Below are 12,895 nucleotides of genomic sequence, written 5' to 3'. Positions count from 1 at the left end.
CTGCCCGCCTCCGAGGCTTCGGCCCCTGTCGGGCCGCCGTCCTCTGCAAGTCGAGTAGGATTTCTGGAGGCGGTCGAAGGCTCGGTCCAAGCGCCCGCAGCTGCCGTTGAATAAAAATGCTTTGGAGGATTCTTTTGTCATGGTCGTCGACAATCCCGTATGTTCTCGCGGGACTGGCAATCCTGTTTGTCCCAGGCTTCTTGGTTGTATGGGCAAGTAGAGTCCGCGGAATGGCTCTGGTGGCCATTGCTCCCGCTGTCACTGTTTCAATTGTGGCAGTCGCCGCGCTGATTGCGCCGATCGTCGGGTTGGAGTGGTCCCTAGTTCCGGTGAGCGCCCTGGCGGTAGTCGTGGCGACGGTGGCGCTTGCCGTGACCTGGTTCGTTTTCAAGGACATGGCGGTCCGCAAGCCACGAACCATTAACTGGCTCGCGGGCGCGGGTCACGCTGCCGCAATTGGCGCCGCGGCATTCCTTATCGGAAGACGCCTCATGGCCGTTTTCGGCACCCCGGAGTCCTTCTCGCAGACGCTTGACAACGTCTTTCACTTGAATGCGATCCGATACATCCAAGACACGGCTTCGGGATCTTCGTTTATGGTGAGCGCGATGACCGGAGGCACTTTCTACCCCTCAGCATGGCACGATCTCGTCTCGCTGCTGGCCGAGTTCACCGGCGCCAGCATTCCCGTCGCCGTCAACATCATCAACCTAGTCGTGGGCTCAATTGTCTGGCCTTTGGGTTGCATTTTCCTGGCTCAGACGATTGTGGGGAACCGCGTTGTCGTCAGCGTCGCAGCAGGAGTCCTGTCCGCTGCCTTTGGCGCTTTCCCCTTGCTCCTTCTCGACTTTGGCGTCCTATATCCGAACTTTCTGGGTAACGCCCTCTTGCCGGTGGCAATCGGACTGGGACTTCAGGCGCTGGGACTTGGTCATCAGTTACTGCAACCGAGGACCGTGTCATGGCTGTTGCTGTTCACCGTGCTTCCTGGTCTGACGCTTGCCCATCCGAGCAGCACTATGGCACTGCTAGCCTTGATGCTGCCCCCGCTGCTGTTTATCTGGTTTCGTTCCACTCGTCGAGTTGTCGCGCGAACTGGAAGACGATCGCTTGCACTCTCAGGCATGGTTGCCGTCCTGCTCCTTGGAGTGTCCGCGCTGATTATTATCTGGCAATCAGTCCGTCCAGTGGAGAGCGCGGCCACATGGCAGCCGATTGAGACTACGGGCCGCGCGATTGGCGAGGTGATTACAAGCTCGGGTATTGGGCGTCCGGTGTCCTGGGTGGTCATGATCCTGTCCGTCGCTGGCATTGTGTCAATCATTTTGCGGCGGACACAGCCTTGGCTTATCGGCATGTATGGCGTGATTGCCGGATTGTTTGTTGTCGTTGCCTCTGCGCCGTTTGGACCTATGAGGACCTTTTTTACAGGTGTCTGGTACAACGATTCTCCCCGTCTCGCTTCGCTCCTTCCCGTGATGATCTTGCCCCTAGCCGTAGTTGGCGCCGTTCGTTGCTGGGACAAATGGATTGTCCCGACCATGGCGGCCCTGCCTCCCATTTCTAAGGTCAGGGCTGGGTTCCAGGAGGCTAGGCTGCGGGGATACGCCGTCGGAATCGTGGCATTAGTCTTGACCGGAATCCTCGGGTTTACCACGCAGCAGGCAAACGTGCGCGAGGCGCAGTCATCGGCGGCTTCCGGTTATCAGCTGACCAACGATGCCCCTTTGGTGTCTACCGATGAGCTGGCCTTGATGAAGAGACTCCCCAACGAAGTGCCAGAAGGGGCAACCATGGTTGGCAACCCATGGAATGGGAGCGCCATGGCTTATGCGTTCTCAGGGCGGAAGCTTCTCCAGCTACATTTGCTGGGGGAGGTGCCTGACGACGCAACGGAAATATTCGACGGTCTAAATGCGGCGAATGCTGATCCGGCAGTTTGCCCAGTGGTCCGGCGCCTTCAAATCAGCTACGTTTTGGATTTTGGGCACGAAGAAATCCAGGGATGGGACCACGGCTACCGCGGCTTGGATAATCTCATCACGGATGGCGTCGCGCGCCTCGTGGATTCCGAAGGACAAGCGAAATTGTACAAACTGACTGCGTGCGGACAGTGACGGCATCGACGTTGGAAGGAACACTGAAGTGACGATTGCATTAACCGGAAGTAACGGCTTTTTAGGGTGGCACACGAAGGTCCTGGCTCATTCCCTTGGTGAAAAAGTCGAGTCGATTGCGTTGGGCGAAAAATTTGACGCGAATTTGGCTGTCACTGCCCTCGAAAACGCTACAACCCTGGTTCACGTAGCCGGCGTTAACCGGGGCGACGACGAGACTGTCAGACGGGGCAACGTGCTATTCGCGGAGCAACTGGCGCGAACGCTGGAATCATCGTCCGTGAAGCCATCGACCGTTGTGTACGCCAACTCTATCCAAGTTGGCAATGGCTCACCGTACGCGCTAGGCAAGGAGCAGGCAGGAAATATCCTGGAGGAAGCGGCTAGGAACGCCGGCGCTCGATTCGTTGACGTCAAGCTCCCCAACCTTTTCGGCGAACATGGGCTCCCCTTTTACAACTCGGTCGTCGCCACGTTCTGCCACCTTGCAGCCGACGGCAAGTCACTGCAGATTCAGGATGACAAGGCACTGACGCTGCTGCACGCTCAGACGGCCGCGGAGGTCCTCCTCGGGCTTCACGAACCGGAGGACGCGCTGGGACTCGCCACGACGAAGTTGGTCAGCGAGGTTGCTGCCTTGATCCAAGAGACTGCGGCTCAATACTCCACCGGGACGATTCCCGATATTTCCGGGCCTTTTGAGCGAGACATGTTCAATACCTACCGCTCCTTCCTAGTGGGCGATCGGCTCCCGATTTCTCTGGACCGGAAGGAAGACGCCCGTGGAGCATTCTTCGAAGTGGTCCGCAGCGGTGGAGGCGAGGGTCAGTCGTCGTTCTCGACGACAGTATCCGGCGTGACCCGAGGGCAGCACTACCACCGTCGCAAGATTGAACGATTCACCGTTTTGTCGGGAACCGCTGAAATTTCCATGCGAAAACTTTTCACTGATGAAGTTGTTAGTTATCACGTCGACGGGCAGAATCCTGTCGCTATCGACATGCCAACGATGTGGTCGCACAAGATCACAAATATTGGATCCGATAAGCTATATACGATGTTCTGGGTCAATGAAATCTTTGATCCAGCCTCTCCCGACACTTTCCCGGAGGAAGTATGACCGACGCTGGCCGCAGGCTAAAAGTTTTGACTATTGTTGGGACAAGGCCCGAAATAATTCGTCTGGCTGCCACAATTCGACGCCTGGACAGAAGCACGGACCACGTTTTGGTGCACACCGGCCAGAACTACGACTATGAGTTGAACGAAGTCTTTTTCGAAGACTTGGGACTCCGCAAGCCTGATCATTTCTTGGCAGCGGACACATCTTCTCTGGGAGCCGTCCTCGGATCGATCCTGGCGAAGACTGAGCAGGTGCTCCTTCAGGAGAAGCCAGATGCAATGGTTGTCCTGGGAGACACCAACAGTTGCATTTCCGCCCTTATGGCCAAGCGCTTGAAGATCCCGGTTTACCACATGGAGGCCGGCAACCGTTGCTTTGACGAGAACGTTCCCGAGGAAACCAACCGCAAACTCGTTGACCATGTTGCCGACTACAACCTGGTGTACACCGAGCATGCTCGCCGCAACCTGCTGTCGGAAGGGCTCCACCCGTCCCGGCTTCTTCTCACAGGTTCCCCCATGAAGGAGGTATTGCTGGGCAATGCCGACGCCATTGCGGCCAGTGATGTCCTCAAGCGCCAGGAGCTTATCACCGGCGGATATTTCATGGTCAGCGTGCATCGGGAAGAAAACGTCGACAGTCCTGAGCGCCTTGCTGAGATTCTGAAGGCTCTCCAGTCCGTCAGTGAGCGCTATGGACTCCCCGTCCTCGTCTCCACGCACCCGCGGACACGGAAGCGTCTGGAGGAACAGCCAGAAGAGCTTAAGCGAGGATTGCGTTTCCATCCTCCTTTCGGCTTTAACGACTACGTCAGGCTGCAGCAGGAGGCAAAACTGGTCCTCTCCGACAGCGGAACGATTAGCGAGGAGTCCTCTCTGCTGGGCTTCCCCGCCGTCACTCTGAGGGATGCAATTGAGCGGCCCGAGTCTCTCGATACCGCTGCCATCATCACGACCGGGGTCAAGGCCGACGCAATTGTTGACGCCATTGGGATCGTTCTGGATCAGTTTGAGACGGATGGACCGCCGGTAATTCCGGCGGACTACCAGATAAGCGACACTTCGCGTCGGGTAGTAAATTTCATCCGATCGACTGCCCACACCCACCACCAACGGGCCGGAATCTTCGTCAATAGGGACCGCTAACCCACTGTCTGAAGGCCACCTCCTGCAGTCAGGAGGTGGCCTTTTCGTTGCCAGACTTACTTGCCTGAGGGTTTTGGGCGTCCGCGCTCGGCGACGCATCGTCCCAGTCGCCCGTCGGGCCCCCTAATACGTGATGATCCTGGACGCGTACTGTGGCCGCCAGGCCCGCAACTCGGGAACTAACTCAGGATTGACCACTACGTCTACGTCGGGAAGAGACGTGAGAACAGCGTCGATGGACTCGGGTACATGGGAGGGTCCCTTGTACAACGGCCTAACCATTGGAATTGCGGTGTGGATGGACTCGGTCCAGGTCCCCTGAAGGGTGAGCGACCACTGGGCCGCCAACTGAGGGTCAAAGCCTTCATCGAAGCCAACGTAGATGAAAGGACGCTCATTGCTGAGAGCGGCCATTCTGGCCAATTTTTGGACCAGCTGCGGCGAAGGCTCCGATAGCGCATCGGCCTGTTGCAGGACCCCTACGGATCCGTGGGCGGTAGGCGACAACCCTCTGTCGCTGAGCCCTGTGAAGGGCAAACCGAAGAAGTGTGTCGCGCCCAGTGAAGTCAAAAGGGAGGCGGCAATAAAGGACTTGCGCTCAGTATGGGACGCCAGGAGCGGAGACCACAGTTCTGCCGCACCGATTACTGTGCAAACGATAGCGACGAGCTCGACGGCGAGGAAAGACTTGTAGAAATAGTAGGTAATTCCCGCTGGACTCATCAGCTGGAAGGCAGCCAAGGCGATAAGGAGAATCGCAGCAAATAGAGGTGTTGCCAGCACATGAAGCGACGTTAGCGTTCCGCGCCGGTCCTCCGCTTGTCCCACTTTCCGCCGCGAATAGAACGCCAGGGCAACGAAGGCGTTGGCAATGATGCAAAGCACAGCCACGCCTGTATCAGCTTGGGCTATGCCCCCCGTTGTCGTAAGGACGTCGCCAGCAGACAACTTCCGGAGTTGCCAGACTGCGCCAAGGACTCCAGCCATGCCAACCGCTAGAACTGCCGACTGAAGAGCCAACTTACGCCAACCGAGTTCTCGCCGATGCCAGAAGAGGTGGGCAACATATACGAGGACGCTGGGAAGGCAGAGAACAAGCAGTAGTATCCAGCCGTGCGCCACAGCAGTCACGGCCATGACCAGCAGGGCCGTAGACGCCACCGGGTGCACCAAGCGGCGCAGTTGCACAATGACGACGACGGCCACGCAGAGGGCGACGCCTAACCCAAAATTGGGGAACGCTCCGAATACCGGGATGGCCCCGGGCCCGACAATCCAAGCGGTGGCCGCAATACTCACATAAGGCAGGGTCACCAGGAGACTTCGGCGAAAGACGGGCAGAGATGTGAGGGACGCGACAACGAGCAGAGTGCCGAGGACCGTTACTACTCCGACAAGCCTGAGGAAGAGGATGGATTCGCGTGCGACGTCGCTGGCTTCGCTGCCCGACACAACCTCAGCTAGAGTAGCCAGCAGCGCGTGGTACCCCTGTGGATAAGACGCAGCGGACCATTGGCTTCCATCTGGCGCAGAGGGCAGCAATGCAATTACTGAACCGTGGTTTCGGATCATGTTGAACATGTTGAAGTGCGGGGCGAAATCCCAAGAGCGAGTGAGTATGAGGACTGTGGATTCTAGGGATTTTGTGAAAAGTAAGGTCTGAACAACCCAGGTCGATGCGGCAGCGGCAACTACCGGCAGGGCATCGACCACATGTATGTGAGGTAGGAAGCGCCGGAAAGGTAACCGGAAGACCGCGGAATGAGCCAATGCGCCGGTGAGGGAGGCGGCTGTCAGTGCGAACAGGGTTGTTCCGCGGTCGAGATATGTCACGTCGGCAGTGAACCACCACATGAACGGTGCTGTTCCAGCCAGGAGGACTACGACGATTAAAATCCGTTGGGACAAGTTCCTGGCGACCGGGGTCATTACCATCATGAGGGCAAGGACGACAAGATAGCGCCACCCAGTCAGGCCACCGATGGACCTAATGGCAACGACTGCCACAAAGCTCGTCGCGGAGACTAGCGCAACCACGAACCACAAGACCGCCAGACGCGCCCCACGAGGTTGGGACCTGGCAGACGAATGCTGGAGTGCCCGCCGCCCGACTTTGTGGGCTCTGTCAAGGACTGGGCTGCTCACGGATTCCCCCGGGTAGAGGTGGTTACAGGGATCCCCGGTAACTCACGACCGTTGTATTTCCTTGGGGGCGTACGCCGTAATCCAAGGAGTATCAAGATGGACCATCAAATTCTACGCTACGAGGAGTGGCCCACTTGTTGTGGGGGTGGTCGAGTCAATCTTCGGGTTTACCCGTCGTATGGGATCCGTTTGGCATCCGCACGGACTTGTCGGGGACTTCATCGGCTAGGCCCAAACGATTCAGCTGGGCATCCAGTCGCTCCACTGCGGCCCTCAGTATGGCCACCTCTTCAGCCAATGTTCGATTCTCGTCCTCGACCACTGAGAGTTCCCACGAAAGATGGAGACATACCCCGAGTAGAAGCACGATACAGAGTGCAAATAGCAGGTTTGACGCAACCTGGACGCCCAGGAGCCTGCTGAGGTCGGACAGCAATCCAGGCCAGCCAGCTAGGACCAGCGCACTCGCCCCGATGATTAGCCAGAGGGCCGCATACTTTTCGCGAAAGACCTTACGCCGGACGAGCTCCAGCACGATCCCCACCATTACCAAAGCGAAAATAAACGGGGCAAGGGTGCTTCCCATCAGGCAGGGCCTTCCTGTGTGGCGATTTGGGACCGGCTTCGAGTCACGGCAAATAGGAGAGCAAACACTGAGCGCAGGAGGTAAAGGGCGGACTTGGCTGGATTGTGGCTAGGAGTCCCTCCCTGGCGAGGACGCATCGCCACCGGTATCTGGGTGACTGTGCAGCCGGACTTAACAGCTACGACCAAAGAGTCGATTGTGTCCCCCAAGTACTCAGCCGGATAGTGATCCAGATACTGTGCGATGGCGCGTTTGTTGCCCGCCCGGAACCCCGAGGTTACATCTGTTAGCTTCGTGTGCGCCAATGCGGAGATTACGGTAGCCAGGAACACCATAGCCCAGCGCCGTGGTCCGGAGACTTTGTAGTCGCCCTTGGCCGCGAAGCGCGCACCGATGGAAATATCTGCTATTTCAAGCCCTTTGAGGACCGCCGCTATTTCCCGCGGATTGTGCTGGCCGTCCGCGTCCACCTGGATGACAGCATCGTAGTCGTAACGATCCGCATACTTGAAGCCAGCGCGCATGGCACCGCCCACACCCATATTGAAAGGTAGCCGAAGGACGGTCGCACCAGCCGAGGCGGCGATCGACGCGGTGGCGTCCTTCGATCCGTCGTCGACTACCAGGACGTCATATCCTTCGTCTAGGGCGAGTACCTCCGAAACCGTGTTTCCCACGGATTCGCCTTCGTTCCAGGCCGGCATGATCACGAGCACGCGACGGGTTATTGGGCTAAGCATGATTGCGATTCTACGCCGAAACCTGTACGAGCCGAATTTGGCCATGGCCAGTCACGGCAACCACCAGGGGCCCGTCAACGGCGCAAACGCAAGCCGCTGATATCATCTAACGGTTGCAGCCACGCTCGCAGCCGCCACTATCTGCCGACCTGAGGAGACAAGTTGTTCAAGGGCAAGACACTTTTGATTACCGGGGGGACTGGCTCCTTTGGCAACACGGTTCTGAAGCACTTCCTGCACACAGACATAGGCGAGATCCGCATCTTCTCCCGCGATGAGAAGAAGCAGGATGACATGCGCAAGGCTTACAACAACGACAAGCTCAAGTTTTACATCGGAGACGTTCGCAACATTGAGAGCGTCCGCGAAGCAGTGCGCGGTGTGGACTATATCTTTCATGCAGCAGCCCTGAAGCAGGTCCCGTCCTGTGAATTCTTTCCCATGGAGGCGGTGAGGACCAACGTCCTCGGCACGGACAACGTCCTCACGGCTGCCATCGACGCAGGAGTGAAGAAGGTTGTCTGCTTGTCCACCGACAAGGCGGCCTATCCGATCAATGCCATGGGAACGTCCAAGGCCATGATGGAGAAGATTGTCATCGCCAAATCCCGGAACGTTGAAGCCAGCGAGACCCTGATCTCCTGCACCCGGTACGGAAACGTTATGGCTTCGCGTGGGTCTGTCATCCCGTTGTTCGCGGACCAGATCCGCGCCGGTAAGCCGCTCACCGTGACGGATCCTCACATGACCCGCTTCTTGATGAACCTCGACGAAGCCGTCAAACTGGTCCTTTTTGCCTTCGAGCATGCTAACCAGGGTGACTTGTTTGTACAGAAGGCGGACGCGTCGACGGTAGGCGACCTGGCTACCGCGATGAAGACTCTCTTCAACTCCGATTCCGAAATTAACGTCATCGGTACGCGTCACGGTGAAAAGGCGCACGAAACACTTCTAACCAGGGAAGAGCGGGCCAAGTCGGAGGACTTGGGTGAGTACTTCCGCGTGCCTGCTGACACGAGGGACCTTAATTACGAGAAGTTTTTCGACTCCGGCGACGAAGTGAGCGAGACGTTGGAGGAGTACACGTCTCACAACACCCAGCAGCTGACAGTGGATCAGATCATCGAAAAGATCAAGACCACTGACTACATCCAGGACCTGCTGCCTTCGATCAAGACGGCTTCATAGTAGTGGACCACACACCCAAGGTTTTGGTAGTGGGCCAGCACTTCTGGCCCGAGGGGTTTCGGATCAATGATATCTGCGACTACTTCGTTGCTAGTGGCGTCGACGTGGAGGTTCTTTGCGGCCTGCCAAACTACCCCAAAGGTGAGTTTTTCCCGGGGTACTCCTGGAAGGGCCCGTACAAGGAAGAGCATGAGGGGGTCGTGATTTACCGTGCTCCAGAACTACCTCGCGGTGACAATTCGAGCTTGCGCATTTTTCTGAACTACGTCTCGTTCCCCATCGCCAGTCTTCTTCACCTGCCTCGACTCATGTTCGGCAAGTACGACAAGATATTCCTCTACCAGTTGTCGCCAGTGATGATGTCGATCTCCGGAATAATCCTCTCCAAGTTGCGCCGTATCGAATCTACGATGTATGTGCTTGACCTGTGGCCTGAGAACTTGTTCTCTGTCCTCAATATACGGAACAGATTTTTCCGCCGGATGGCTGAAAAGGTATCCCACTGGCACTACCGGCAACCCGACAAGATCGTCGTTCTGTCGGAACAAATGCGGGCCCGAATCAAAGACATCACGGGTCTTGCGGACGACAAGATCACCGTCGTGCCTCAGGCCTGCGAGAGTCTCTACGAGAGAGAGATCCATGATCCGGTGCTGGCTGACCATCTTGGCGAAGGATTCAAGGTCGTTTTCGCCGGCAACATCAGTCCTGCCCAGTCGTTTGAGACGATGATCGAGGCGGCGGAGATCCTCAAGTCCGAAGGGCTGAGCGATATCTCCTGGGTCATCGTGGGGGACGGAATGAGCCGCGGCGACGTAGAGAAGGAAGTCGAGCGTCGCGGCCTTCGTCACGTGTTCCGCTTCGAAGGGCACCATCCAGTCGGCGACATTCCGAAATATACGACATTGGCGGACGTTCTGGTGGGTTGCCTAGTCAAGAGTGAACTGTTGGAGGCCACCGTGCCTGCCAAGGTGATGTCGTACATCGCCTCGGGGCGCCCTCTGGTCCTTGCAATGGACGGCGAGGTTCGTACCCTCGTGGAAGATGAAGCACAGTGCGGCTTCGTGGGTCCAGCAGCCGACTCCGCCGCCCTTGCAGACAATATCCGGGCCATGTACCAGATGTCCGCTGAGCAGCGTCGGGAGTTTGGAGCGCGGGGGAAGGCGTACCACTTCACGAATCTGGAGAGAAGCATCGTGCTGGAGCGCCTGAAAGGTTTTGTGCTGCAAGGGTAGTTTCTCTGCCGACCGGCGATGGTCCTGGTTGGGTCCCCGGATAGAAGTCCAGTGTCTGTGTGAGTTTCGTGTCCGAGAATGGACACAGGAGGAAATTCACGAATCATGGCACGCAGACACACCCCCGAGCAGGTCATCGCCAAAGTCCGGCAGGGCCAGAAGATGCTCAATGACGGACGCCCGATGGTCGAGGTCGTCAAGGAGCTTCAGGTCACCGAGGCGACCTGGTACCGCTGGCTGAACCAGTACGGGTCCGAGAAGAACGCCGAGGTGTCCAAACGGACGAAGGAGCTGGAGAAGGAGAACGCCCGGCTCAAGCGCCTGCTGGCTGAGAAGGAACTGGCCATCGACATCCTCAACGAGGTGGCCAAGGGAAAATTCTGAGCCCCGAGCCCCGCCGCCGTGCCGTGCGCATGGCGGTGGAGAAGTTCGGGGCTTCCGAACGCTTCGCCTGCGCGCTCCTGGGCCAGAACCGGTCCGCGTTCCGCAAGAAGAAACCCGACATGGGCTTCGAGGAAATGCAGCTCCGGGCTGCCCTGCGCGCTGTCGCCGTGAAGCACCCCGCGTGGGGCTGGCGGAAGGCCCGCTGACATCTGCTGGCCCAGTCCGAGTGGGGCGGCGTGGCGCTGAACAGGAAGCGGGTGCGCCGGCTCTGGCGCGACGAAGGCCTGGTCTGTAAACCCAGGGCGCGGAAGAAGCGCCGGACCGGGCCCGGTGCCGGGGAGCAGAAACGGCTCACAGCCGAGTATTCGATGCATGTGGTCAGCTTTGATTTCGAGTCGGATGTGACCTCCTGCGGCCGGCACATCCGGTTCTTCTTTCGTCTCGACGAATACACCCGCACCGCGCTGGCGATCATCCCGCGCCGGTCGTTCAAGGCCGCCGACGTGGTCGCGGTGCTGGAGAACATCATCGCCGAAACCGGCACCGCCCCGGCCTACGTCCGGTGCGATAACGGGCCCGAGTTCACCGCTGAGGCACTGGTCAGCTGGTGCAACACCGCCGGGGTCGACACCGCATTCATCGACCCGGGATCACCCTGGCAGAACGGCTTCATCGAATCATTCAACGCCCAATTCAGAAGGGAACAACTCTCCGGAGAAATCATTGACACCATGGCCGAAGCCAAGTATTTGGCCGAGGAATGGAAAGCTATCTACAATCATGAACGGCCCCACGGATCCCTGGACGGCATGACGCCGAAACGCTATTGGGAAAACTGGACGCAAGAAAACCAATTAGCTATCGCATAGACGCTGGACTGCTAACGGGGGCCCAACCAGTCCAAGTACGTCATCTTCGAGCTACGGCATCCCCAACAAACCCGCGCCACACGGACCCCGTGGGCGCAGGTTTGGGTTCAATCCTCGAGACCGGGTTCAGAAGCCTCAGGTTGCGGGTCCGGACGATACCGGCCCAGGAGCGGCGGACACTGGCGGTTTCCGCAAAGCGAGCAGATGGACGAGTATCCCGACTGTTGGCCCGATGGTCAGTGAGAGGATGCACCGGACCTCGAGCGAAAGCGGTAGCAGAAGGATAGCAACGGCAACCGCTGTGGCTGAGGCCCAGCCGGACGAAAACGCCCTGTGATGGCCCGTAGACAGCGTCGCAGTTCCAGTGAGTGTGAGGACGGCCATGACCAGGGAAGCCAGCGTTAACAGGGCAAGGGTCAGGCCGCTCACTTCGTATTCCGGCCCAAACAGCAACATCAGGCTGGGTCCGACTACGAAGGCCGCCACCGCCCCAAGAGCCCCGATAATCGAGAGGACGAGGATGGGGCGGTGAAGGGCTCGCCATCCTTCGGATCCCGCTCTAACGACGTGCGCGATCGCCACGCCTTGGAAGGCCTGCAATGGCACCATGATGGGCGCCCTGGTCATGGAAATGGCGAGGAGGAGAGGGGCCGATTGCTCGAAAACGGCAGCAGGCGTGGTCATCTTGAGCAGGAGCGGAAAGGCGACTATCAGGGCTGCGGATGAGACGGACGAAATCACTGCATGCAAGATTTGCGACAGCAGCCTCTTCAGTGGCACGTCAGCCCGGACCTTCAGGGATTCGCGGGCGACTCTGGAGAACGCGAGCATCAGGAGCCAAGCACTCAAGGCGCAGAAGGTAGCTATCTCCAGGCCCAAGAGCCCCAAGGACCAGGCGGCTGCGACGCCGATGCAAACCAGCCGAAGCAGCGCATCCACGATGAGGAACCGGCCGTAAAGGGACCACTGGCCGCTCCCCTGAAGGATACCGGCCAGGGCGCTGTGTCCGGCGTAAAGGATGGCCGTGAAGACGAGACCGAGCGCAATGATGTGCGAGTGCTGGAAGAAATCGAAAGCTGTCAGGACCGGCGACAGGGCGGCTATCACCGCGGCAACAATGGCGCCGCTGATGAGGCCCGCCGTGATGAGTCGAGGGTAGCGTTGCCCATCGGTTCGGTCCCTCAGAGCGACGACGGACGCCGCCCGGGTGGACTCGGTTTGGACGCCGCCCAACACCCCGTAAACGAAGAACAGCGCGGCCCAGAAGGACAAAAACTCTGAGTTCTCCTCCTTAGTCAACGCGTGACTAGCGATGAAGAGGATCAGAATGCCTGAGGCAGCCGAAACTGCGGAACCAATGCCT

The 12,895-nt window shown here is 58.5% G+C and carries 9 protein-coding genes and 1 pseudogene; 6 read left to right on the top strand and 4 right to left on the bottom strand.

Annotated elements, in window-relative coordinates:
- Positions 1-230 precede the first annotated feature (230 nt).
- From ASPU41_RS19435 to wecB, 3 genes are read left to right on the top strand one after another with little or no spacing between them, the layout of a single operon-like run.
- Positions 231-2,117 carry a DUF6541 family protein gene (locus tag ASPU41_RS19435; RefSeq protein WP_231941118.1) on the top strand — a complete coding sequence of 629 codons (1,887 nt, stop codon included), beginning with the start codon at positions 231-233 and terminating at the stop codon, positions 2,115-2,117.
- A gap of 28 nt (positions 2,118-2,145) precedes the next feature.
- Positions 2,146-3,237, top strand: a complete 1,092-nt coding sequence (locus ASPU41_RS19430; RefSeq protein WP_069952298.1) for a polysaccharide biosynthesis C-terminal domain-containing protein — start codon at positions 2,146-2,148, stop codon at positions 3,235-3,237.
- Positions 3,234-4,385 carry a non-hydrolyzing UDP-N-acetylglucosamine 2-epimerase gene (gene wecB / locus ASPU41_RS19425; protein WP_069952297.1) on the top strand — a complete coding sequence of 384 codons (1,152 nt, stop codon included), beginning with the start codon at positions 3,234-3,236 and terminating at the stop codon, positions 4,383-4,385. Before ASPU41_RS19430 ends, wecB begins: the two co-directional genes overlap by 4 nt.
- Positions 4,386-4,508: 123 nt before the next feature.
- Here the strand turns inward: wecB and ASPU41_RS19420 are convergent, their stop codons facing one another.
- The 3 genes from ASPU41_RS19420 to ASPU41_RS19410 form a co-directional block, all read right to left on the bottom strand.
- Positions 4,509-6,392, bottom strand: a complete 1,884-nt coding sequence (locus tag ASPU41_RS19420; protein ID WP_157357069.1) for a hypothetical protein — start codon at positions 6,390-6,392, stop codon at positions 4,509-4,511.
- A gap of 292 nt (positions 6,393-6,684) precedes the next feature.
- On the bottom strand, positions 6,685-7,116 hold the full coding sequence (locus tag ASPU41_RS19415; protein WP_069952295.1) for a DUF2304 domain-containing protein: 432 nt from the start codon (positions 7,114-7,116) through the stop codon (positions 6,685-6,687).
- On the bottom strand, positions 7,116-7,856 hold the full coding sequence (locus ASPU41_RS19410; protein ID WP_069952294.1) for a glycosyltransferase family 2 protein: 741 nt from the start codon (positions 7,854-7,856) through the stop codon (positions 7,116-7,118). The genes ASPU41_RS19415 and ASPU41_RS19410 overlap by 1 nt, the downstream gene beginning before the upstream one ends.
- Positions 7,857-8,018: 162 nt before the next feature.
- On the opposite strand from ASPU41_RS19410, the gene ASPU41_RS19405 reads away from it, so the two are divergent.
- The 3 genes and pseudogenes from ASPU41_RS19405 (at position 8,019) to ASPU41_RS19390 (ending at position 11,532) form a co-directional block, all read left to right on the top strand.
- Positions 8,019-9,044 (top strand): polysaccharide biosynthesis protein, encoded by a 1,026-nt coding sequence (locus ASPU41_RS19405; RefSeq protein ID WP_069952293.1) that lies wholly within the window; start codon positions 8,019-8,021, stop codon positions 9,042-9,044.
- A gap of 29 nt (positions 9,045-9,073) precedes the next feature.
- Entirely contained in the window at positions 9,074-10,279 is a 1,206-nt protein-coding gene (locus tag ASPU41_RS19400; RefSeq protein ID WP_231941117.1) for a glycosyltransferase family 4 protein, read from the top strand.
- 105 nt (positions 10,280-10,384) lie between these two features.
- A pseudogene (locus tag ASPU41_RS19390) lies at positions 10,385-11,532 on the top strand (IS3 family transposase).
- 135 nt (positions 11,533-11,667) lie between these two features.
- Here ASPU41_RS19390 and ASPU41_RS19385 read toward each other — a convergent pair.
- Positions 11,668-12,831, bottom strand: a complete 1,164-nt coding sequence (locus tag ASPU41_RS19385) for a hypothetical protein (RefSeq protein WP_069952290.1) — start codon at positions 12,829-12,831, stop codon at positions 11,668-11,670.
- Positions 12,832-12,895 lie beyond the last annotated feature (64 nt).

The sequence above is a fragment of the Arthrobacter sp. U41 genome, assembly GCF_001750145.1.
GTDB lineage: Bacteria > Actinomycetota > Actinomycetes > Actinomycetales > Micrococcaceae > Arthrobacter.
This window is presented reverse-complemented; position numbering and strand designations above follow the sequence as displayed.